The sequence below is a fragment of the Kitasatospora sp. NPDC048715 genome (genome assembly GCF_043198905.1).
Lineage (GTDB): Bacteria > Actinomycetota > Actinomycetes > Streptomycetales > Streptomycetaceae > Kitasatospora > Kitasatospora lactacystinica.
Window position 1 is genome coordinate 584482 of the sequence record NZ_JBICVH010000001.1, and the last position, 20761, is coordinate 605242.

The window sequence follows — 20761 nt, forward strand, 5'->3', positions numbered from 1 at the left end:
CGGGAGCCCGGCACCCAGGCCACGCGGCCGGGTGCCGGGCTCCCGCGCGCCCGGGGGCTCAGCCCGGCAGGAGGCCGGTCAGCCCGCCGACCAGCGGGAGGTCCTTGACGCCGCCGCCGGCGCTCAGCGGGCCGGTCAGCGTCCCGGTGCCGACGGCGGGCAGGCCCTGGTCGGGCTGGAGGGCCGCGCCGTTGTTGAGGAAGTCGGCCGAGGAGTTCGCCCACGGGTCCAGCCGCAGGCTCTTGATCGGCGCGATGCCGTAGCCGAGGCCGGTGGTGGTCCCGCCCAGCGCCTGGCCGAGGTCGGTCTTGGTCAGCGTGGCCGGGCCGGCCGGGGCCTCGCCCGGGGCGGTGGCGGCCTGCGCCGAACCGGCGCCGAGCAGCACCGCGGCACCCATGGCTGCGGCCAGTCCGGCCGCGTTCTTCTTCGAAACCATCGTGATCACCCTTCGGTGGATCGGGGATCCCGGACGGCTGTCCGGGGACGCCGAACTGCCCCCCGGCCGACTGGTCGGGGGGCAGGACGGCCGGAACACGTGCCGATCGGGGATCAGCAGTCGTCCGCGGGCGGCGGGGGCAGCTCCACGTTGGCGCAGGCGTTGCCGAAGGCCGGGTTCAGCAGGCCGACGATGTTGATGGAGTTGCCGCACAGGTTGACCGGAACGTGCACCGGGACCTGGATCTGGTTGCCGGAGATGACGCCGGGGGAACCGACGGCCGCGCCCTCGGCGCCCGCGCTGGCGGCGGCGGAGCCCGCCGCGCCCAGCACCAGGCCGGCAGCGGCGGCGGAGAGGACGGCGGCCTTCTTCATGTTCTGCATGGGGGGTTGATCTCCTCGATCACACACGGGTGGAGCGTGCCGCGCCCCGGCGCTGCGGGGCGCGGCACGGGCTCGGTGAATCGGCTGTCGCCGGTGCGGCGACCGCGGGTTCAGCCGATGTTGGCGCACTGGTTGCCGAAGGCCGGGTTCAGCAGGCCGATGATGTCGATGCTGTTGCCGCACAGGTTGATCGGGATGTGCAGCGGGATCTGGATCTGGTTGCCGGAGAGCACGCCGGGGGAACCGGCGGCGACGCCCTCGGCGCCCGAGCTGGCGACCGCACCGCCGGCGGCACCGAGCACCAGGCCGCTGGCGGCCAGGGACAGGACGGCGGCCTTCTTGAAGTTGCGCATGTCATTCCTCCGATTTCTGCCCGACGGAATGGGAATGTCGGGAGTCGGGCGAGCGCGAATACTCACCCGAAGGCTTCAGGGATTGCCGTGATTGTCACTCGGTCGGCGCATATCGGCGTGTTCCGCCCATGGCTCGGGCGTGGCCGTGACTGCCGGGCCGCGGTGCCTTCCGGAACGATTCCCGCACGGCCGGGAAAGGCTTCGGACAAAGGCGCGACCAGGTGGAATTCCGGTCGGGCGTTCCGGCACGGGTTGCCGGACGCCGGGTTCTGGGAGGCCCGCCGCGCGGGGGCCGGTGGAGACCGGGTTCCGTGAGGGAGAACGAGGCACCGCGCGGGGGGAAACGGTCCGACCCTCCGATCACCCGAATGCCCGGTCCGCGGCGCCGTTGCGCCGGATGGGTGACAGTGCCGGGACCGTCGCAACCGGTCCGGTGGGGTCTCGTTCTAGATGTCGCACTCCCCGTGCATATCTGTCGAACAGTCAGGAGGCTCGTATGAGCATCAAGAAGACCGCCGCCGTCGGCGCGGCCGTGGTGGGCATCGTGGCCACCGGCGCCGGTTCCGCGATGGCCAGCTCCGGCGCCCAGGGCGTCGCCGCCGGTTCCCCCGGTGTCGTCTCCGGCAACCAGATCCAGGTCCCGGTGCACGTGCCGATCAACCTGTGCGGCAACACCATCGACATCATCGGCCTGCTGAACCCGGCGTTCGGCAACAAGTGCGCCAACGTGGGCTGAGCCCGCACCCGGTTCGGCCGGTACGAGCCGCCGTTCCGCGCCTCCCTCCTGGGGCGCGGGGCGGCGGCTCTTCGTTGTGCCGGGAGCGTGTCGATCCGTCGGTTCCCGGCGGTGTCACGAGTCTTGTTGCGTTACTTGTCAGTACCTAGAATGCGAGACCTGCTCACCTTTCCTGCTCCTCTCTTGCTCCGCACCGCTCGGCTCCCCGCCAGGGCGGTCCCCCACCCCCGCAAGGAGTCGCGTGTGATCAGGTCACCCCTGCCGGCGGCACGGCGAACGCGTACGGGTGCGTCCCGGTGCGCCGCACTGCTCGCCACCGGAGCCCTCCTCGCCACCCTCGGCCTGACCGGCGCCCCCGCCGCCCTGGCCGACCCCGCCCCGGCCGCGCCCGCGGCCACCCGTCCGGCCGCGATCGTCGCCCTCGGCGACAGCGCCATCTCCGGGGAGGGCGCCGGCACCGACACCAACGACGGCTACTTCCCGGAGACGGACAGCCCCACCAACTACTGCCACCGCCACCCCAAGTCGGAGATCTTCGTCACCGACATCCCCGGGGTCACCCCGATCGACCTGGCCTGCTCCGGCGCCCAGACCGGCGACCTGGTCAGCGACCCGGAACTGGCCAAGGTCACCGGCCCCGGCAGCGGCGACTTCGGCGAGCCCAAGCAGGACGTCAAACTGGCGGACACGGCGGCCAAGTACGACGTCAGGATGGTCGTCGTCACCATCGGCGCCAACGACGACTTCGACTTCAGCGGGATCATGATGCACTGCCTGGCGCAGTACTTCCCGATCCCCAAGGACCAGGGCTGCCGGGACACCATCGGCAGCGACGAGATCCGCCGGCGCGCCAAGGGCGTCCAGCCCAAGGTGGTCGCCGCGCTCCAGAACATCCGTCAGACCATGCGCAGGGCCGGCTACGCCGACTCCTCGTACCAGCTGGTCTACCAGTCGTACTTCAACCCGATCACCCCGGACATCCGGCGCAACGACTACCTCGGCAAGATCGCCGACGGCTGCCCGGCCTTCCCCGAGGACCTCGCCTGGGGCCACAACTGGGTGGTGCCGACACTCAGTGACGCGCTGCGCGGCGCGGCCGAGCAGGTGCCCGGCGTCCGATACCTGGATCAGCGGAGGGTCGCCTTCGGGCACGAGGTCTGCGCGGAGTGGACGTCCTCCCCGTACGAGTACTCCAACGGGGACGTCATCAACCTCTCCGAGTGGGTGCGCAACGGCTGCGACTCGCAGATCGGCATCCCCGGGCTGTGCATGAACATGATCCGCCAGTCGTACCACCTGCGGGTGGCCGGCTACCGCGGCGAGGGCGTCTGCCTCGGCCAGTTCTACGCCCGGACCGAGCTGGCGCAGGCGTACTGCACGCTCAACCAGCAGAACACCACCTCGATCCAGCCGCTCACGCCCGGACAGCCGTTCGGGGACGTCCCCGAGGACGGCGCCTGGTACCAGCTGACCAACGCCGCCAGCGGCAACGCGCTCGACCTCACCGGCGGCGGCAGCTACGGCGACTCCACCAACGGGCGGCCCGCGATCACCTATCCGGCCACCGGCGGGCTCAACCAGTCCTTCGTCCTGGAGGCCAAGGCGGGCGGCAGCTACGAGCTCGACTTCAGCGGCAACCGGAACATGTGCCTGGACGCCAACGCCGGCTCCACCGCCCCCGGCACCCGGATCCAGCAGTGGGGCTGCAACGGCGGCGGCAACCAGCACTGGGTGTTCACGCCGGCCGGCGACGGCCGCTACAAGATCGCCGACTCCCAGGACCGCAGCAAGGTCCTGGCCGCCGGCAGCACCCTCGACGCCAAGGGCAACCCGTACGTCGAACTCGCCACCGACACCGGCGCCGCCAACCAGCTCTGGCAGCTCACCAAGCTCGGCATCGTCTACGTCCACGGCTGATCCACCCCGCACCCGTCCAGGCCGTCGCCGCCCCCGACCGGGCGGCGACGGCGTGGTTTTCGGCACGGGTGGCACGGTGCCGGACAGGGCTCCGGGGGCACCAGGGGGCCTCGGTTCGGGGGCGTGCCGTAGGCTCACGGGAAAATCGTTGCGCCGGAGCCGCGCGGACCACGAGCGGGGCGGGGAGTACCCAGACCAGATGAGCACGGCATCGAGCACTGAGTCGTCCAGCACCCAGTCCGGAGCGCCCGCGGCGCCCGCAGCGGAGTCGGCGGAGACCCCCGAGGAACGGACCGGCCGGGAGCCCGGCCGGTTCGGGGCGCTGGTGGACCGCTTCGGGCCCGCACTGGGCGCGTACGCGGTGGTCAAGGCCATCGGCGTGACCGTCTTCATGCTGCTGCTCTCGCACACCGGCGACTACCTGACCAAGCAGCCGGGCCGCGGGGGCGCTGCCAAGCCCTGGGACGTGCTGGGCACCTGGGACGGCGTCTGGTACCAGCGGATCGCCGAGAACGGGTACAACCCGCAGCTGATCCCGCTGCACGGCTTCCCGCTGGCGACCTACTACGAGAACTCGGCCGCCTTCTTCCCGCTCTACCCCTGGCTGATGCGGCTGGTCGGCGCGGTCACCGGGCTCGGCCCGTACGGCTCCGGGATCGTCGTCTCGGTGCTGGCCTCGCTGGTCGCGGCGGCGGGGATCTTCGCGATCGCCGAGCGGCTCGGCGGCTTCCGGGCGGGCGTGATCGCGGCGGTGCTCTGGGGCCTGTTCCCAGGCTCCGGCGTGGAGTGGGCGGTCTACTCGGACTCGCTGTTCGTCGCGCTGTCCGCCTGGGCCTGCTACTGCGTGATGACCCGCCGCTGGCTCGCGGCCGGTGTGCTGACGCTGGTGGCGGGCCTCAACCGGCCGACCGCCGCCGTGCTGATCGCCGCCGTCTCGATCGCCGCGCTGGTCGCGCTGGTCCGCCGCACCGACGGGGTGGCCCGTCCGCTGACCGCGATGCTGATCACGCCCTGGGGCCTGCTCGGCTACGTCGCCTGGGTCGGCTGGAAGATGGGCGACTGGGGCGGCTACTTCAAGCTCCAGCAGGGCGCCTGGAACCGCTACTTCGACGGCGGCTCCTCCACCCTGCGCACGATCAGGGACGTGATCACCGGCCACTGGACCTACTGGCAGGCCAATCCCGTCCCGGACCTGATCGCGATCGGCCTGCTGATCGCGCTGCCCGGGCTGGTGCTGCTGCTGTGGCGCACCCGGCCGCCGCTGGTGCTGTGGGTCTACACCGGGCTCACCATCTTCACCGCGCTGAGCACCAACCAGATCTTCGGCAACATCTCGCGCTACCTGCTGCCCGCCTTCCCGCTCTGCATCGGCCTGGCGGTGGCGCTGCGCCGGGTGCGGCTCTCCTCGCTGGCCTGGCTGCTGGCGATGCCCGTCCTCGCGGCGGGCTGGTACGGGGGCTATGCGCTGTTCGAGTTGGGCATCCCGTAGACCCGGCGTTGGTTGGCTACGGGATCATCCGGGAGCAGACGGGCCGTTGCTAACCTCGGACGTATGACGACGACCCCGCCGCCCGTGCGCCAGATCCGCGACATCTCCGGGCTGATGGACCACGCGAGCCACGTGCTGGCCACCCGGATGGCGGCCGCCTTCACCGAGCTCGGGATCACCCCGCGCGCCTACTGCGTGCTGTTCCACGCGCAGGAGTCCGAACGCACCCAGATCCAGCTGGCCGAGCTGGCGGACCTGGACAAGACGACCATGGTGGTCACCGTCGACGAGCTGGAGAAGGCGGGCCTGGCCGAGCGCCGCCCGTCCGCGACCGACCGGCGGGCCCGGATCGTCTCGGTCACCGAGGCGGGCGAGCGGGCCGTGGTGCAGGGCACCGCGATCGCCGACCGGGTGCACCGCGAGCTGCTGGAGGCGCTGCCGCAGCCGGAGCGCGAGGTGTTCGTCTCGGCCCTGACCCGCCTGGTGGAGGGCCACCTCGCGGAACCGGTCGAGGTCGAGCGCACCGTCCGCCGTGCCCGCCGCTCCCGGGGCTGACCGCCCCGACCCCAAGCTGATCCCGAGATAGATAGTCCCGAACAAAACGATCTGATAGCGTCCTACCCGGTACTCGACGAACCGGGAGAACCGCCATGACCACGCACGCCCCGGCCGCGCCCACGCCGGCCTCCGCAGCCCCCGCCACCGCCCGCTCCCGCACCCTCGCGCTCGCGGTGCTCTGCGCGGGAATGCTGATGATCGTCCTGGACGGCTCGATCGTCACCGTGGCGCTGCCCGCGATCCAGGGCGACCTGCACTTCTCGCCCGCCGGACTCACCTGGACGGTCAACGCCTACCTGATCGCCTTCGGCGGCCTGCTCCTGCTGGCCGGCCGGCTCGGCGACCTGATCGGCCGCAGGCGGATGTTCGTCGCCGGGCTCACCCTCTTCACCGCCGCCTCGCTGCTCTGCGCCGTCGCCACCGGGCAGCAGGCGCTGATCGCCGCCCGCTTCCTCCAGGGCGTCGGCGGCGCGATGGCCTCCGCCGTCAGCCTCGGCATGATCGTCACGCTCTTCCCCGAGCCGGCCGAGCGCGGCCGGGCGATCGGCGCGTTCAGCTTCGTCGGCGCGGCCGGCGCCTCGATCGGCCAGGTCCTCGGCGGGGTGCTCACCCAGGCCCTCAACTGGCACTGGATCTTCCTGATCAACCTGCCGCTCGGCCTGGCCGCCGTCCTGCTCTCCCTGCGGCTGCTGGAGTCCGACCGCGGCCCCGGCCTGCGGGCCGGCGCCGACGTGCTCGGCGCCGTGCTGATCACCGCCGCCCTGATGCTCGGCATCTACACCATCGTCGGCACCGGCCAGCACGGCTGGACCTCGGCCCGCACCCTGGGCCTCGGCGCGCTCTCGCTCGCGCTGCTGGCCGGCTTCCTGCTCCGGCAGGCCCGGGCCGCCCAACCCCTGCTCCCGCTGCGGATGTTCCGCTCGCGCAACGTCTCCGGCGCCAACGCCGTGCAGGTGCTGACCATCTCCGGGATGTTCGGCTTCCAGATCATGGTCGCGCTCTACCTGCAGCAGGTCCTCGGCTACGGCGCCGCCGCCACCGGCCTGGCGATGCTGCCGGCGGCGGCCGCCATCGGCGCGGTGTCGCTGCTGCTCTCGGCCCGGCTGAGCGCCCGGTTCGGCGAGCGCGCCGTGCTGCTCGCGGGGCTCGCCATGCTGCTCGCCGCGCTCGCACTGCTGGTCCGGCTGCCCGCCGACGCCGACTACGTCGTCCACCTGCTGCCGACCATGCTGCTGATCGCGGGCGGCGGCCTGGTGCTGTCCACGCTCGCGGTCCTCGGCATGTCGGGCGCCGGACCGCAGGACGCGGGCACCGCCTCCGGCCTGTTCAACACCACCCAGCAGGTCGGCGGCGCGCTCGGGGTCGCCGTCCTCGGCACCCTCGCGAGCGGCCGCACCGCCGCCCTGGCCGCGGCCGGACACCCCGCCGCTGACGCCCTGGCCGGCGGCTTCCGCCTCGCCTTCGCGGTCGCCGCCGGACTGCTCGCGGTGGCCCTGCTGCTCGCCGCCACCGTCCTGCGGCCGACCGGGCGTCAGAACTGACGGTCCGCCAACCCGCCCCGCCCCGGCCCGCGTTCGAACAGCGCGCCGGGGCCGGGCGTCACGGCCAGACCAGGCAGTACAGCTGGTGCCCGGCCTCGTGCAGCCGGTTGGCGAAGTCCTGCCACTCGTGCAGCATGCTGTAGATCACGAACGCGTCCCGCGGTCCGCGCCGGTCCGGCACGGTGGACCAGATGAAGGCGGCGGCGCCGAGCTCCGTCTCGTCGGCCTTGCGCAACGGCTCGACGACGTTGTGGGGCAGCTGGACGACGGCGTAGTCGGGGTGCAGCACGACCAGTTCCAGCGGCGGCACCTGGTGCAGCGGCACGCCCTGGATGCCGGTGAGCACCATGGCGCTCATCGTCTCCGGCTTGATCTTGGTGGAGAGGTGGCCGGTGGGGGAGCCGCTGGTCTCCATCAGGTCGCCGAGCCGTCCCAGCGAGCCGAGCTCGCCGGCGTCCAGGCCGAGTCCGCCCGGGCCGAGGGCGGTGGGGACTCTGGCGGCGGTCGCGCGGTCCGGGGCCCCGAAGTACTTGTAGGTCACCCCCACGCGTCCCTCACCCCGCCTCTCACCGCCGCGACGACCACGACCCGTACCCGCTCCCGTACCCCCGCGTGCGGTTTCGGCGGGCCTGCGGGAGCCCCCCGCAGCCTCGTCGTAGCCGTCCTGCGCCTCGGACACTCGGACCATCCTCACCGGAATTCGCCGGAATCGACAGACCCCCGCACATCCGGCGCCCACCGGACGTGCTCCTTACCCGTCATGCGCCGCCGTACCCACTCGCGGTACGCGGCAGTCCTCTCCACACCCCTGCACACAAACCGGAACGCCCGTGCACTCTGTGTACACAGTCTGACTGGTCCCCGGTCCGGTGCAGTCAGCGGCCCCTGCTGTACGGACAACCGTACAGACAACGGTGCCCGGATCATCGTTCCAGATGATCGGGTCGGACATGCAGAGCGTGAGGACACGATTTGAGACCATGTCTTTTGTGAGCTACCCCTACGAAGCCCCCCAGTCCCAGTCGCTGTTCGACCGCGCCTCCGTGGTGACGCCCGGCGGCGTCAACTCCCCGGTGCGCGCCTTCCGCGCGGTCGGCGGCACGCCGCGCTTCATGGTGTCCGGCGCCGGCCCCTACCTGACCGACGCCGACGGCCGCGAGTACGTCGACCTGGTGTGCTCGTGGGGTCCGATGATCCTCGGCCACGCGCACCCCGCGGTGATCGACGCCGTCCAGCAGGCCGTCTCCAAGGGCACCTCCTTCGGCACCCCCGGCCAGGGCGAGGTCGAGCTGGCCGAGGAGATCGTCGGCCGGGTCGCCCCGGTCGAGCAGGTCCGCCTGGTCTCCTCCGGCACCGAGGCCACCATGTCCGCGATCCGGCTGGCCCGCGGCTTCACCGGCCGGGCGAAGGTGGTCAAGTTCGCCGGCTGCTACCACGGTCACGTGGACGCGCTGCTGGCCGCCGCCGGTTCCGGCGTGGCCACCTTCGGCCTGCCGGACACCCCGGGCGTCACCGGCGCCCAGGCCGGCGACACCATCGTGCTGCCGTACAACGACCTGGCCGCCGTCGAGCAGGCCTTCGCCGCCCACCCGGGCGAGATCGCCTGCGTGATCACCGAGGCCTCGCCCGGCAACATGGGCGTCGTCCCGCCGCTGCCCGGCTTCAACGGCGGCCTGGCCCGGCTCTGCCGGGAGAACGGCGCGCTGTTCATCTCCGACGAGGTGATGACCGGCTTCCGCGTCTCCAAGGCCGGCTGGTACGGCCTGGAGGCGGCGAACGAGGGCTGGGCGCCGGACCTGCTGACCTTCGGCAAGGTCATGGGCGGCGGCTTCCCGGCCGCGGCCTTCGGCGGCCGCGCCGACGTGATGGCGCACCTGGCCCCGGCCGGCCCGGTCTACCAGGCGGGCACCCTGTCCGGGAACCCGATCGCCACCGCGGCCGGCCTGGCCCAGCTGCGCGGCTGCACCGACGAGGTGTACGCCACGGTGGACAAGGTCGCCGCCGAGGTCTCCGGCCTGGTCACCGACGCGCTCGCCAAGGAGGGCGTGGCCCACCGGCTGCAGACCGCCGGGAACATGTTCTCGGTGTTCTTCACCGAGGCCCCGGTCACCGACTACGACGAGGCCAGGACCCAGGAGGCGTACCGTTTCACCGCCTTCTTCCACGCGATGCTGGCCGCGGGCGTCTACCTGCCGCCGTCCGCCTTCGAGTCCTGGTTCGTCTCGGCGGCCCACGACGAGCGGGCGATCGAGCGGATCGCCGCCGCCCTGCCGGCCGCCGCGCGCGCCGCTGCCGCCGCCACGGCCTGACCCGTCGCGGCCCGAACCCGATTCCCAGGAGTAGTCGAGAAGTGAGCGCCAAAGAGATCACCGTCGTCCACGTGATGCGGCACGGCGAGGTGCACAACCCGGAGGGCGTCCTGTACGGGCGCCTGCCGGACTACCACCTGTCCGAGCTGGGCCGGAAGATGGCCGAGCGGGTCGCCGAGGACCTGGCCGGCCGGGACATCACCCACGTGGTGGCCTCCCCGCTGGAGCGGGCCCAGGAGACCGCCGCGCCGATCGCCGAGGCGCACGGCCTGGACGTCGCGGCGGACGGGCGGCTGATCGAGGCGGAGAACGTCTTCGAGGGCAAGACCTTCGGGGTCGGCGACGGTTCGCTGCGGAACCCGGGCTACTGGAAGTACCTCACCAACCCGTTCAAGCCCTCGTGGGGCGAGCCGTACCTCGACCAGGCGGTGCGGATGATGGGCGCGCTCGGCGCCGCCCGGGACGCCGCGCGCGGGCACGAGGCGGTCTGCGTCAGCCACCAGCTGCCGATCTGGACCCTGCGCTCCTTCGTGGAGCGCCGCCGGCTCTGGCACGACCCGCGCAACCGGCAGTGCTCGCTGGCCTCGCTGACCAGCTTCACCTTCGAGGGCGACCGGATCGTCTCGGTCGGCTACCGCGAGCCGGCCCGCGACCTGCTGCCCGCGCACCTGGTGGGCAAGGGCCGCAAGGGAGACAAGCCGGTGGGCAAGAGCTTCGGCGCCTAGCCTCCGCACCTTCGCCGCCCCGCCTCCGTAAGCGGCGTGTAAGTATGACTTCGGGTCACCTGGCAGATGCCGGGTGACCCGATTTCGTCGCAGGTCAGAGGGGGTGCGACGCGCAAGGCAGGACCCCGGCGAACCGGCCCGGAACTCCATGCGAAACTTTTCACATGTCTGCCATGACGCGCCCCCGTCCCCGTGTCGCCGCAGCAGCCGCCGCCACCGTCGCCGCCGCTGCGCTCGCCCTCACCGGCTGCTCCTCCTCGGGCTCGTCGGGCGGCGGCGAGGGCCAGGTCGGCTTCGTCACGGTCAAGGGCACCAACCTGTCGAAGGCGGAGGCCGGCAAGCGCGGGGACGCGCCGGACATCTCCGGCGAGACGCTGGAGGGCACCGCGGCCAAGCTCTCCGACTACCGGGGCAAGGTCGTCGTGCTGAACGTCTGGGGCTCCTGGTGCGGCCCGTGCCGGGCCGAGGCCAAGAGCCTCCAGAACGTCTCGGAGAAGTACAAGGACCAGGGCGTCCAGTTCCTCGGCATCAACACCCGGGACACCGAGAAGCAGAACGCCGTCCGCTTCGAGCAGGAGCAGGGCGTCACCTACCCGAGCCTCTTCGACCCGGCCGGCACCCAGCTGCTCAAGTTCCCCAAGGGCAGCCTCAACCCGCAGTCCATCCCGACCACCCTGATCGTCGACCGGGACGGCAAGCTGGCCGCCCGCGCCGTCGGCGGCACCACCGAGGACGCGCTGGAGTCGATCCTCCAGCCGGTGGTGGCGGAGCAGAAGCAGTGAGTCTGCCGCCCCTGCACCTCGCCGACGCCACCTCGACCGTCCAGAGCGGCGCGCTGCTGGCCGCCGCCCCGGTCGCGCTGGTGGCGGGGCTGGCGTCGTTCTTCTCGCCGTGCGTGCTGCCGCTGGTCCCCGGCTACCTGTCGTACGTGACCGGCTTCTCCGCCGCCGACCTCGCGGACGCCCGCGGTTCGCGGCGTGGCCGGATGCTGCTCGGCGTGGTGCTGTTCATCCTCGGCTTCACCGCGGTGTTCGTCTCCACCGGCGCCCTGTTCGGCTACTTCGGCCAGGAGCTCCAGGACTACAAGCGGATCATCAGCATCGTGCTGGGCTCGCTCACCGTGGTGATGGGCCTGGCGTTCATGGGCCTGGTGCCCGGGCTGAGCATGCGCGAGGTCCGCTCCCACCGCCGCCCGGCGGTCGGCCTGCTGGGCGCCCCGATGCTCGGGGTGGTGTTCGGCGTCGGCTGGACCCCGTGCATGGGCCCGACCCTGACCGCCGTGCAGAACCTGGCCCTCAACCAGGCCGACGCCCAGCGTGGCGCGCTGCTGACCACCTTCTACTGCCTGGGCCTCGGCGTACCGTTCATCCTGGCCGCGGTGGCCTTCCGCCGGGCGCTGGGCGCCTTCGGCTGGGTCAAGCGGCACTACCCGCTCGTCATGAGGATCGGCGGCGGCATGCTCGTCGCGGTCGGTCTGCTGCTCGTCACCGGGATCTGGGACTCGATGATGAGCCAGCTGCAGTCCTGGACCGCCGACTTCCAGATCGGAATCTGACCGTGAGCAACACCACGACCGAGACCGAGCAGCCGCCGGCGCCGGACGACAGTGCCGCCGAGCGGCTCAGCACCGCCCCGGTCGAGTCCGAAGGCCCGACCGGCATAGGGCCGTTCGGCTGGGCCCGCTGGATGTGGCGCCAGCTGACCTCGATGCGGGTCGCCCTGATCCTGCTGTTCCTGCTGTCGCTGGCCGCCATCCCCGGCTCGCTGATCCCGCAGAACGGGCAGAACCAGTTCAAGGTGCAGACCTGGAAGGCGCAGCACACCACGGTCGCGCCGATCTACGAGAAGCTCCAGCTGTTCGACGTCTACAGCTCGGTCTGGTTCTCCGCGATCTACATCCTGCTGTTCGTCTCGCTGGCCGGCTGCATCGTCCCGCGCACCTGGCAGTTCGTCGGCGTGCTGCGCTCCCGGCCGCCGGCCGCGCCGCGCAACCTGACCCGGATGCCGGTGCACGCGGTCTGGCGCACCGAGGCGGACGCCGACCGGGTGAACGCCGCCGCGCACCGGCTGCTGCGCAAGCGCGGCTTCCGCGCCCACCTGTCCGGCGGCGCGGTCGCGGCCGAGAAGGGCTACCTGCGCGAGGTCGGCAACCTGCTGTTCCACCTGTCGCTGTTCGCGCTGCTCGGCGGCTTCGCCTGGTCCAGCCTGGCCGCCGGCACCGGCGGCAAGCTGATGATCGAGGGCGAGGCCTACTCCAACACCATCACCCAGCTCGACGACTTCACCGGCACCCGGTTCTACGGCAGCCAGGACCTCGACCCCTTCTACCTGAAGCTGGACGGCTTCACCTCGAAGTTCCAGGAGAAGGGCGACCAGATCGGCGCCGCCCGGCAGTTCACCGCGCACGTCCAGTACTCCGAGGGCGGCGACCCGTCCGCGCTGAAGAAGTCGACGATCGAGGTGAACCACCCGCTGGAGGTCGGCGGCAGCAAGGTCTACCTGATCGGCCACGGCTACGCCCCGATGATCACCCTCAAGAACGGCAAGGGCGACGTCGTCTACCAGGGCGCCGTCCCGTTCCTGCCGCAGGACGGCAACCTGACCTCCACCGGCGTGGTGAAGGCCTCCGACTACGGCGTGGGTCCCGACGGCAACAAGACCCAGATGGGCTTCTCCGGGTTCTTCCTGCCGACCGCCCCGCTGAGCTTCGAGGGCACCGGCCCGGTCTCGCTGTTCCCCGGTGACGCCGCCCCCGAACTGGTGCTGAACGCCTTCGCGGGCGACCTGGGCACCGACTCCGGCCTGCCGCAGAACGTCTACCAGCTCAACACCCGCAAGCTCACCCAGCTGACCCAGGACGGCCAGCCGGCCAAGGCCAGGCTCAAGCCGGGTGAGGGCTGGAACCTCCCCGACGGCTACGGCTCCATCACTTTCGACGGCTACAAGCAGTGGGCGAGCTTCAACATCACGCACCGCCCGGGCAACGAGATCGCCCTGGTCGGCGGCGTGCTGGCGATCCTCGGTCTGATCGGCTCGCTGTTCATCCAGCGCCGCCGGATCTGGGTGCGGGCGGTCGCCCTGCCGGGCGGCGGCACCCAGGTCGAGCTGGCCGGCCTGGCCCGCAGCGAGTCGGCGAAGATCGCCGAGGAGCTGGCGGAGCTCGCGGTCGACCTCCAGGACGACGCCCCGGCCTCCGAGGACGACGCCCCGGCCTCCGAGGAGGACGCCGGGGACGGTGCCGGGGAAGCCGACACCGCGTCCGACGCGACACCCCACGACCCCGAGGCCGAGGCCTCAGCCCCCGCAGTCCCTGCCGACCAGAACTCCAAGGAGTAGACGGTGCAACTCGCCTCGGCGGTCGACCCACAGCTGGCCGACCTCTCCAACAAGCTGATCTATTCGGCGATGGTGGTCTACACGCTCGCCATGTTCGCCCACATGATCGAGTGGACCTTCGGCAGCAAGGGCGCCGTCGCCGTCCGCTCGAAGGTCCAGGCCGGCACCCTCGGCGAGAGCGTCGCCACGGCCGAGAAGAAGGCCAGGAAGGTCACCGTCACCGTGGCGGGGGCCGGCGGCGGCACCACCACGCTCACCCGCACCGCGGTCGCGGGCGAGGGCGCGACGGTGGTCACCAGCGGGCGCGGCGTCGAGGAGGAGGACGGCCCGGGCGCGGCCGGCACCAACGAGCGGGCCGACCTGGCCGGCCGGATCGCCGTCTCGCTCACCGTGCTCGGCGCGGCGCTGCACGCGGGCGGGATCGTCGCCCGCGGCCTCTCGGTCTCGCGCTGGCCGTGGGGCAACATGTACGAGTTCTCCTGCGCCTTCGCCTTCGCCATGACGGCGGCGTACCTGGTGCTGCTGGCCGCGAAGAAGAACGTCCGCTGGCTCGGCCTGCCGGTCGTCCTCGCGGGGCTGCTGACCCTCGGCATCGCCACCACGGTGCTGTACACCGACTCGGAGCAGCTCGTCCCGGCGCTGCACTCGCCGTGGCTGGCGATCCACGTGTCCACCGCGATCTTCTGCGGCGGCGCGTTCTACGCGGCGTTCATCGCGACGCTGCTGTACCTCGGCAAGGACTCCTTCGACAAGCGCATGGCGGCCGGCCTGACCACCGGTCCGCTGGGCACTTCGGCCTCGATCTGGCGCCGGCTGCCCGCCGCGTCGACCTTCGACAAGCTGTCCTACCGGATCAACGCCCTGGTCTTCCCGCTGTGGACCTTCACCATCATCGCGGGCGCGATCTGGGCCGAGGCGGCCTGGGGCAAGTACTGGGAGTGGGACCCGAAGGAGACCTGGTCGTTCATCACCTGGGTCGCCTACGCCTGCTACCTGCACGCCCGCGCGACGGCCGGCTGGAAGGGTCGCAAGGCCGCCTACCTGGCGCTGGCGGCGTTCGCCTGCTGGCTCTTCAACTACTACGGCGTGAACATCTTCGTCACCGGAAAGCACTCCTACGCGGGGATCTGACCGGGGCACACGATGACCCACCGGCCCGGCTCTCTCCCACAGGTAGCCGGGCCGATGTGCAGGGGTAGTGCGTGCCGGCCGCCGGTCGGTGCGAGAGGGAATTGAGGAGGAAATCGCGCAATGGAGTGCGACGAGGTCATGCTGACCGTCCGAATCACCGCCGCCGAGCGGATGCTGCTCCGCAGGCTCGCCCAGGGACACCGGAGCGACGTGTCCGAGGTGGTGTCCGACGCGCTGCTGGACATCATCCCCACGCTCAGCGCGCCGGGGGACGCCTACCGGCTGCTGGGGGCGCTGGCCATGCCCGCGCCGTGCGCCCTGACGGTCTGGCTGCCGACCGCGCTGGCCGACCTGCTGGTGCCGGGCGCGGCCCGGATCGCGCAGATCACCGACGTCCGGGTCGAGTCGGCCAGTGCCGCCCTGGGCGCGGCGCTGCGGCTGTGGCTGGCCCAGGACCCGGTCCGGCTGGCGACCAATCTCAGCGTGATGCACGCGGGCCGGCCGGCCGCACTGGTGGCCGCCTGACGGGCACGAGCCCCCCGACGGGGTCGAGTCGCCCGTTTGGGGACCAGCCGTCCGTCGGGGGATCAGCTCGCCAGCGGCAGCCGGGTGCCGCCGAGGCCCGGCGCGGCGGGGCGGCCCTCGTAGGCCTCCCGCCGGGCCGGCACCCTCGGGCCCTCGGCCGGCCCGTCCAGGGGTGCGGTGAGCAGCAGGCACTCGGCCGCCGGCCGGCCGTCCTGGAGCAGCTGGACCCGTACCGCCAGCCGGCCGTCCGCCGCGACCGGCCCGGCGGTCGGCCCGGCGGTCGGTTCGGGGACCGCCCGGACGAAGCAGGGCCGGTCCAGCTCGATGTAGCGGTCGAAGGAGGTCACCAGCTCGACCGGCACCACCGGTTCGGGGTGGCGCAGCCGCTGGGCGGCCTGCCGGGCGGCCTCCAGCACCAGCATGCCGGGCACGTGGTCCAGCTCGTGGTCGAACAGCACCGGGTGGGTGGCGTCGGCCCGCAGCAGCCAGGTGTCCGGGGCCAGGGTCGGGCCGAGCACCACGTCGGCGGGCTGCGCGCGGCCGACCAGCTCCGGCGCGGCGGGCGCCGGCAGGAGCGGCGGGGCGGTGCGCCGCGCGGGCCCGCGCAGCCGGGCGTACGAGGCGGGGGAGAGCACCCGCAGCCGGCCGCTGCCGCGGCCGATCGGCCGGCCGTCCCGGGTGACGTCGACGCGGACCCGCAGGGAGACCAGTTCGCCGTGCCGCATCCGGACGTCCTCGCAGCCGACGGTCAGCATCAGCGAGGCGGGGCCGGCGGTGACGGCCAGGCCCGGCAGTCCGGGTTCGTGGAGCGCGTAGGAGAGGTCCTCCATCACGAAGTGGTGGCCGCGCGGCACCCCGAACCCGGCGTGGCCGATCAGCAGTCCGGTCTGCCGGATCGTTTCGGCGAGCAGCACCGGGTCGTGGTAGCGGTCCCCGGGCAGCCGGTAGAAGCCGTGCAGCCGGGGCCACTGGGCGCCGAGCAGGAAGTCGTACGGGCCGGTGGCCTGCCAGCCGGTGAGGAACACCTCGGACACCGAGGCGCGGTGCACCAGGTGCCGGGAGACGGTCCGGTCGTGGAAGTCGTAGCCGGTCGCGGGGCCGTCGTGGAAGTCGAAGCCGCCACCGCCGCCCGGGCCGGGGCGGGCGTTCGGGCCGTGCGGGTCCGGCTCTACGATCGATGGCATGACGGGCCCCCGCTTCAGGGTGTCGGTCGGAGCGGCCGCCACGGCCGTCCGAGCAAAACATACATACCACCCGGTTTGTGTTTTGCGACTGGGGGTGCCCGGGTCGCATTCTCCGGCCCGATCACGCTACCTGCCCCGTGGGCTGGGGGAATGCCCGTTGAGGGGGTCCCGGACCATCGATGGGGGTCCGTCCCCGCTGGACGGCGGGGGCGAAGCAGGCGCTAGATTAGATACCAACCATGCGGTTTCGGAGGGTGCCGTCCGCATGCGAGCGCCGCCTCCGCAGGGGCCGCGCCGACAGCAGCCGGGTGGGGCGGGGATCGCGCCCGGCCGAGTCCGGAGGGGGCCAGTGGTCAAGCAGGAACGGGCTGGGCGGACCCGGCAGGCCGTACTGCTCGCCGCCGCGGAGACCTTCGCGCGCGTGGGCTTCGAGGCCGCCAGCCTGGTCGACATCAGCCGGCGGGCCGGGGTGAGCAAGGGGGCCCTCTACTTCCACTTCGTGTCCAAGCAGGCCCTCGCCGACGGGGTGCGCTGCGCCTCCGGACGGGAGGTCGGCTCGGCCGCGCTGCGCGCGCTGCGGGCCGACGGTCCGGCGCTCCAGGGCCTGATCGACTTCACGCACGAGCTGGCCCGGATGCTGCGCGAGGACGTGGTGGTGCGGGCCGGCGTCCGGCTCGGCCGGCCGGGGCCGCGCCGGGACGGTGCCCAGGAGGGGCCGGAGGGCCGGCCCGTTCCGGTGGCCCCCGACGTCGCCTGGCGCAGCCTCACCGCCGTCGTCCACCGGCTGCTGGACCGCGCCGCCGAGGCCGGCGAGCTGAGCCCCGGGGTGGACCGGCGGGCCGCCGCCGAACTGCTCACCGCGGTGGCGGCCGGCTTGGTGCTGCTCGCGGGCGAGGAGACCGGCCGGCCCGGGCCGGAGGCCGTGAGCAGGCTCTGGACGGCGGCGCTGCCGGCCCTGGTGGCGGCGGAGCGGCGGGTGGGCTACCGGGTCTGAGCCGGCCGCCGGGGCCGCCCGGCCACGGCGGCCCGGTCGTGCCCGGTCGCGGTCGAGCCCGGCGGCTCAGGCGCGCTCGGCGACGCTCAGCCGGGCGAGCGCGTGCGGCTGGACCAGGCCGGGCAGCAGCAGCGTCCAGAGGTCGGACAGCCGCTGGACCAGGTCCTGCCGGTCGGCCAGCACCTGGGAGCTCAGCTGGATGCCGGTGACGGCCCCGGTGATCACCCCGGCGGCCGCGGTCAGGTCGACGCCCGGGTGGAGGTCGCCGGCCTCCCGGGCGTGCTCCAGCAGTTCGCGGACCGTGTCCATCCAGCCCTGGTAGGCCGCGAGCTGCGGCTGGGTGAAGCTGCCGTGCTCGATCGTCAGCCGGATGCTGCCGCGCACCAGCGGGTCGGTCTGGAGCGCGCGGGCGAAGGCGTAGCCGAGGTCGATCAGGTTCTGCACCGGGCTGTCCGAGGCCGGTGTCCAGCCGGAGATGAAGACGCCCTGTCCCTCGATGACGGCGAGCGCCAGCTCCTCCTTGGAGCGGAAGTGGAAGTACAGCGCGCCCTTGGTGACGCCGGCCCGGTCCAGGATCTCGGACATCGTGGCGGCGGCGTAGCCCCGCTCGTCGAACACCTCGGCCGCGGCGACGAGTACCGCCTGGCGGGTCGCCAGTGCGCGGGCCTGCCTGGCCATCGCAGCCTCCCTGGAGTGTTCTGGTCTCGGCAGCGGCCGATCCTATGGGGGCGGACGGGGCGGCGGACGCATACCGTCCAGTAGGCATCCTACCGAGCCCTCCGCGGGCCCTTCCGGCCCCGGGCGAGCGGGCGGGGGCCGCTCCGGCGCGGCCCCGGGGCAATGCCGGACGGCCGGTCACCCGGGCGGGGTGACCGGCCGTCGGCTCGGGCCGCGGGCCGTCAGGCGGCCTGCTGCCAGCTGAACGGCGAGTAGTACGCCGGGCGGCGCTCCAGGCGCTGCCAGTTGGCGATCGGCTCGATCGGCGCGGCGGCGGCGGCCTGCTGCGCGGCGGCGGCGCGCGCGGCGAGGACGGCGGTCAGGGCGGCGAGTTCCTCGTCGGTGAGACTGCCGCGGACGATGCGGACGAGGGGTTCGGCGGAAGCGGTCATGTCCTGGTTTCTCCCCCGGTTGCTGCGGTCTGAGGTGGGTGCCCGGTGCGTACGGGCGGTTGCTGCGGGGCGCGTGCGGTGCGCACGCGCGGCGGAGCGCGCCGCTACATCGGCGGGTTGCCGTGCTTGCGGCTGGGCAGGTCGGCGTGCTTGGTGCGGAGCATGGCCAGGGCGGAAGAGATCACCTGGCGGGTCTCGGCCGGGTCGATGACGTCGTCCACGAGGCCGCGCTCGGCCGCGTAGTACGGGTGCATCAGCTCGTTCTTGTATTCCTTGATCTTCTGGGCGCGCATGGCGTCCGGGTCCTCGGCGGCGTTGATCTCGCGCCGGAAGATGACGTTGGCCGCGCCCTCGGCGCCCATGACGGCGATCTCGTTGGTGGGCCAGGCGTAGGACAGGTCGGCGCCGATGGAGCGGGAGTCCATGACGATGTAGGCGCCGCCGTAGGCCTTGCGCAGGATCAGCGAGATGCGCGGCACGGTGGCGTTGCAGTACGCGTACAGCAGCTTGGCGCCGTGCCGGATGATGCCGCCGTGCTCCTGGTCGACGCCGGGCAGGAAGCCGGGGACGTCGAGCAGGGTGACCAGCGGGATGTTGAAGGCGTCGCACATCTGGACGAAGCGGGCGGCCTTCTCGCTCGCGTTGATGTCCAGCACGCCGGCCAGCGACTGCGGCTGGTTGGCGATGATGCCGACGACGTGGCCGTCGATCCGGGCGAGCACGCAGAGCACGTTGGTGGCCCAGCGCTCGTGGACCTCCAGGTACTCGCCGTGGTCGACGATCTCCTCGATGACCTTGCGCATGTCGTACGGGCGGTTGCCGTCGGCGGGCACCAGGTCCAGCAGGCTGTCGTTGCGCCGCTCGACCGGGTCCTCGCTCATCACGGACGGCGGCATCTCGCGGTTGTTCTGCGGCAGCAGCGACAGGAGGTAGCGGACCTCCTCGATGCAGGACTGCTCGTCGTCGTAGATGAAGTGGGCGACACCGGAGACGCCGGCGTGCACGTCCGCACCGCCGAGGCCGTTCTGGGTGATCTTCTCGCCGGTCACCGCCTGGACCACGTCCGGGCCGGTGATGAACATCTGCGAGGTCTCGCGGACCATGAAGACGAAGTCGGTCAGCGCGGGGGAGTACGCGGCGCCGCCGGCGCACGGGCCGAGCATCACCGAGATCTGCGGGATGACGCCGGAGGCCTTGGTGTTGCGCTGGAAGATGCCGCCGTAGCCGGCCAGGGCGGTGACGCCCTCCTGGATGCGGGCGCCGGCGCCGTCGTTCAGCGAGACCAGCGGGGCGCCGGCCGCGATGGCCATGTCCATGATCTTGTGGATCTTCTGCGCGTGGGCCTCGCCCAGCGCGCCGCCGAAGATCCGGAAGTCGTGCGCGTAGGTGAAGACGGTGCGCCCGTGCACGGTGCCCCAGCCGACGATCACGCCGTCGGTGTGCGGCTTCTTGGCCTCCAGGCCGAAGCCCTGGGCGCGGTGCCGGCGCAGCGGCTCGACCTCCTGGAAGGAGCCCTCGTCCAGCAGCAGCTCGATGCGCTCGCGAGCGGTCAGCTTGCCCTTGGCGTGCTGGGCCTCGGTGGCCTTGTCGCTGGGGCCGCGGCGGACCTTCTCGCGCAGCTCGTGCAGCTCGGCGACCCGCCCGCGGGCGTCGGCCGGGACCTCGGGGACCTCGCCGTCGACCGGCGCCTCATGCACAACCGTCATCTCGAACCACTCCAAGGGTGAGGGAACTGTCCGACAGCCAACGTCTGCTGTGCCCCCGGCTGCGAATCACTTTCTTCACTTATGACTGTACGAGGGGCCGCGCGCTGGTTTCGGCGTCGATTCCGTACAAGGTCGGGTTCGTTTAGCTGTCAGGCCTGTACAGAAGCTGTCGGTTCGGTCGCTGAGCGCTCGGTGTTCGGTTGGATACCGGGGGTTGTCGGACAGATGATGGTCCGATGATCTGAGCATGAAGAAAGGCGCAGGTCAGGGCCGTCTTCCAGTAATGTAGGCGGGCCCTCTTGGGCCCTGCTCAAGGTCCGCTCAAGCCC

21 protein-coding genes are annotated in these 20761 nt (G+C 72.3%); 13 read left to right on the forward strand and 8 right to left on the reverse strand.

Translation table 11 applies throughout. From position 1 onward, the window contains the following. Window positions 1-58 precede the first annotated feature (58 nt). The 3 genes from ACGFSC_RS02665 to ACGFSC_RS02675 form a co-directional block, all read right to left on the reverse strand. Entirely contained in the window at window positions 59-436 is a 378-nt protein-coding gene (locus ACGFSC_RS02665) for a hypothetical protein (RefSeq protein ID WP_359902780.1), read from the reverse strand. A 113-nt stretch (window positions 437-549) separates the two neighbouring features. After that, window positions 550-819 (reverse strand): chaplin, encoded by a 270-nt coding sequence (locus ACGFSC_RS02670; protein WP_359902783.1) that lies wholly within the window; start codon window positions 817-819, stop codon window positions 550-552. A 110-nt stretch (window positions 820-929) separates the two neighbouring features. Next, window positions 930-1172 carry a chaplin gene (locus ACGFSC_RS02675; protein ID WP_359902786.1) on the reverse strand — a complete coding sequence of 81 codons (243 nt, stop codon included), beginning with the start codon at window positions 1170-1172 and terminating at the stop codon, window positions 930-932. A gap of 496 nt (window positions 1173-1668) precedes the next feature. Here ACGFSC_RS02675 and ACGFSC_RS02680 point away from each other — a divergent pair, with 496 nt between their 5' ends. The 5 genes from ACGFSC_RS02680 to ACGFSC_RS02700 all read left to right on the forward strand — a co-directional run bounded on the left by ACGFSC_RS02680 (window position 1669) and on the right by ACGFSC_RS02700 (window position 7413). Then, window positions 1669-1908 carry a chaplin gene (locus ACGFSC_RS02680; RefSeq protein WP_359902789.1) on the forward strand — a complete coding sequence of 80 codons (240 nt, stop codon included), beginning with the start codon at window positions 1669-1671 and terminating at the stop codon, window positions 1906-1908. A gap of 243 nt (window positions 1909-2151) precedes the next feature. Further along, the gene (locus tag ACGFSC_RS02685; protein WP_359902791.1) at window positions 2152-3825 is read left to right on the forward strand and encodes an RICIN domain-containing protein; all 1674 of its coding nucleotides are present in this window, start codon (window positions 2152-2154) and stop codon (window positions 3823-3825) included. A 199-nt stretch (window positions 3826-4024) separates the two neighbouring features. Further along, window positions 4025-5314 (forward strand): glycosyltransferase family 39 protein, encoded by a 1290-nt coding sequence (locus ACGFSC_RS02690; RefSeq protein WP_359902794.1) that lies wholly within the window; start codon window positions 4025-4027, stop codon window positions 5312-5314. A 63-nt stretch (window positions 5315-5377) separates the two neighbouring features. Continuing rightward, window positions 5378-5869 carry a MarR family winged helix-turn-helix transcriptional regulator gene (locus tag ACGFSC_RS02695; protein WP_359902797.1) on the forward strand — a complete coding sequence of 164 codons (492 nt, stop codon included), beginning with the start codon at window positions 5378-5380 and terminating at the stop codon, window positions 5867-5869. A 95-nt stretch (window positions 5870-5964) separates the two neighbouring features. Continuing rightward, on the forward strand, window positions 5965-7413 hold the full coding sequence (locus ACGFSC_RS02700) for a DHA2 family efflux MFS transporter permease subunit (protein ID WP_359902799.1): 1449 nt from the start codon (window positions 5965-5967) through the stop codon (window positions 7411-7413). A gap of 58 nt (window positions 7414-7471) precedes the next feature. On the opposite strand, the gene ACGFSC_RS02705 is transcribed toward ACGFSC_RS02700, so the two are convergent. After that, window positions 7472-7954 carry a hypothetical protein gene (locus ACGFSC_RS02705; protein ID WP_078589103.1) on the reverse strand — a complete coding sequence of 161 codons (483 nt, stop codon included), beginning with the start codon at window positions 7952-7954 and terminating at the stop codon, window positions 7472-7474. Between the two features lie 439 nt (window positions 7955-8393). Here ACGFSC_RS02705 and hemL point away from each other — a divergent pair, with 439 nt between their 5' ends. The 7 genes from hemL to ACGFSC_RS02740 all read left to right on the forward strand — a co-directional run bounded on the left by hemL (window position 8394) and on the right by ACGFSC_RS02740 (window position 15439). After that, window positions 8394-9722, forward strand: coding sequence for a glutamate-1-semialdehyde 2,1-aminomutase (gene hemL / locus ACGFSC_RS02710; RefSeq protein ID WP_359902805.1), 1329 nt, complete (start codon window positions 8394-8396; stop codon window positions 9720-9722). 74 nt (window positions 9723-9796) lie between these two features. Then, a complete protein-coding gene (locus ACGFSC_RS02715) occupies window positions 9797-10447 on the forward strand; it encodes a histidine phosphatase family protein (RefSeq protein ID WP_359902904.1) in 651 nt (216 codons plus the stop codon). 164 nt (window positions 10448-10611) lie between these two features. Continuing rightward, on the forward strand, window positions 10612-11229 hold the full coding sequence (locus ACGFSC_RS02720) for a TlpA disulfide reductase family protein (protein ID WP_359902808.1): 618 nt from the start codon (window positions 10612-10614) through the stop codon (window positions 11227-11229). Window positions 11230-11231: 2 nt separating this feature from the next. Beyond that, window positions 11232-12002 carry a cytochrome c biogenesis protein CcdA gene (locus ACGFSC_RS02725; RefSeq protein ID WP_359902907.1) on the forward strand — a complete coding sequence of 257 codons (771 nt, stop codon included), beginning with the start codon at window positions 11232-11234 and terminating at the stop codon, window positions 12000-12002. Window positions 12003-12004: 2 nt separating this feature from the next. Next, entirely contained in the window at window positions 12005-13783 is a 1779-nt protein-coding gene (locus tag ACGFSC_RS02730; RefSeq protein ID WP_359902811.1) for a cytochrome c biogenesis protein ResB, read from the forward strand. 3 nt (window positions 13784-13786) lie between these two features. After that, entirely contained in the window at window positions 13787-14914 is a 1128-nt protein-coding gene (gene ccsB / locus ACGFSC_RS02735; protein WP_359902814.1) for a c-type cytochrome biogenesis protein CcsB, read from the forward strand. A 138-nt stretch (window positions 14915-15052) separates the two neighbouring features. Further along, the gene (locus ACGFSC_RS02740) at window positions 15053-15439 is read left to right on the forward strand and encodes a hypothetical protein (RefSeq protein ID WP_359902817.1); all 387 of its coding nucleotides are present in this window, start codon (window positions 15053-15055) and stop codon (window positions 15437-15439) included. Window positions 15440-15501: 62 nt separating this feature from the next. Here the strand turns inward: ACGFSC_RS02740 and ACGFSC_RS02745 are convergent, their stop codons facing one another. Beyond that, window positions 15502-16623, reverse strand: coding sequence for a ScbA/BarX family gamma-butyrolactone biosynthesis protein (locus ACGFSC_RS02745; RefSeq protein ID WP_359902819.1), 1122 nt, complete (start codon window positions 16621-16623; stop codon window positions 15502-15504). A gap of 349 nt (window positions 16624-16972) precedes the next feature. On the opposite strand from ACGFSC_RS02745, the gene ACGFSC_RS02750 reads away from it, so the two are divergent. After that, entirely contained in the window at window positions 16973-17617 is a 645-nt protein-coding gene (locus tag ACGFSC_RS02750; protein ID WP_359902822.1) for a ScbR family autoregulator-binding transcription factor, read from the forward strand. Between the two features lie 66 nt (window positions 17618-17683). Here the strand turns inward: ACGFSC_RS02750 and ACGFSC_RS02755 are convergent, their stop codons facing one another. The 3 genes from ACGFSC_RS02755 to ACGFSC_RS02765 all read right to left on the reverse strand — a co-directional run bounded on the left by ACGFSC_RS02755 (window position 17684) and on the right by ACGFSC_RS02765 (window position 20432). After that, window positions 17684-18295 carry a ScbR family autoregulator-binding transcription factor gene (locus ACGFSC_RS02755; RefSeq protein ID WP_359902825.1) on the reverse strand — a complete coding sequence of 204 codons (612 nt, stop codon included), beginning with the start codon at window positions 18293-18295 and terminating at the stop codon, window positions 17684-17686. Window positions 18296-18516: 221 nt separating this feature from the next. Continuing rightward, on the reverse strand, window positions 18517-18726 hold the full coding sequence (locus ACGFSC_RS02760) for an acyl-CoA carboxylase epsilon subunit (protein ID WP_359902827.1): 210 nt from the start codon (window positions 18724-18726) through the stop codon (window positions 18517-18519). 104 nt (window positions 18727-18830) lie between these two features. Then, the gene (locus ACGFSC_RS02765; RefSeq protein ID WP_359902830.1) at window positions 18831-20432 is read right to left on the reverse strand and encodes an acyl-CoA carboxylase subunit beta; all 1602 of its coding nucleotides are present in this window, start codon (window positions 20430-20432) and stop codon (window positions 18831-18833) included. Window positions 20433-20761: the final 329 nt, after the last annotated feature.

Excerpts from the sequence above, each read along its gene's own strand:
- ACGFSC_RS02680 (WP_359902789.1), top strand. The coding sequence starts at position 1,669 with ATGAGCATCAAGAAGACCGCCGCCGTCGGCGCGGCCGTGGTGGGCATC.
- ACGFSC_RS02690 (WP_359902794.1), top strand. The coding sequence starts at position 4,025 with ATGAGCACGGCATCGAGCACTGAGTCGTCCAGCACCCAGTCCGGAGCG.
- ACGFSC_RS02665 (WP_359902780.1), bottom strand. The coding sequence starts at position 436 with ATGGTTTCGAAGAAGAACGCGGCCGGACTGGCCGCAGCCATGGGTGCC.
- hemL (WP_359902805.1), top strand. The coding sequence starts at position 8,394 with ATGTCTTTTGTGAGCTACCCCTACGAAGCCCCCCAGTCCCAGTCGCTG.
- ACGFSC_RS02675 (WP_359902786.1), bottom strand. The coding sequence starts at position 1,172 with ATGCGCAACTTCAAGAAGGCCGCCGTCCTGTCCCTGGCCGCCAGCGGC.
- ACGFSC_RS02720 (WP_359902808.1), top strand. The coding sequence starts at position 10,612 with ATGTCTGCCATGACGCGCCCCCGTCCCCGTGTCGCCGCAGCAGCCGCC.
- ACGFSC_RS02670 (WP_359902783.1), bottom strand. The coding sequence starts at position 819 with ATGCAGAACATGAAGAAGGCCGCCGTCCTCTCCGCCGCCGCTGCCGGC.
- ACGFSC_RS02740 (WP_359902817.1), top strand. The coding sequence starts at position 15,053 with ATGCTGACCGTCCGAATCACCGCCGCCGAGCGGATGCTGCTCCGCAGG.
- ACGFSC_RS02760 (WP_359902827.1), bottom strand. The coding sequence starts at position 18,726 with ATGACCGCTTCCGCCGAACCCCTCGTCCGCATCGTCCGCGGCAGTCTC.
- ACGFSC_RS02765 (WP_359902830.1), bottom strand. The coding sequence starts at position 20,432 with ATGACGGTTGTGCATGAGGCGCCGGTCGACGGCGAGGTCCCCGAGGTC.
- ACGFSC_RS02700 (WP_359902799.1), top strand. The coding sequence starts at position 5,965 with ATGACCACGCACGCCCCGGCCGCGCCCACGCCGGCCTCCGCAGCCCCC.
- ACGFSC_RS02715 (WP_359902904.1), top strand. The coding sequence starts at position 9,797 with ATGCGGCACGGCGAGGTGCACAACCCGGAGGGCGTCCTGTACGGGCGC.
- ACGFSC_RS02755 (WP_359902825.1), bottom strand. The coding sequence starts at position 18,295 with ATGGCCAGGCAGGCCCGCGCACTGGCGACCCGCCAGGCGGTACTCGTC.
- ACGFSC_RS02745 (WP_359902819.1), bottom strand. The coding sequence starts at position 16,623 with ATGCCATCGATCGTAGAGCCGGACCCGCACGGCCCGAACGCCCGCCCC.
- ACGFSC_RS02695 (WP_359902797.1), top strand. The coding sequence starts at position 5,378 with ATGACGACGACCCCGCCGCCCGTGCGCCAGATCCGCGACATCTCCGGG.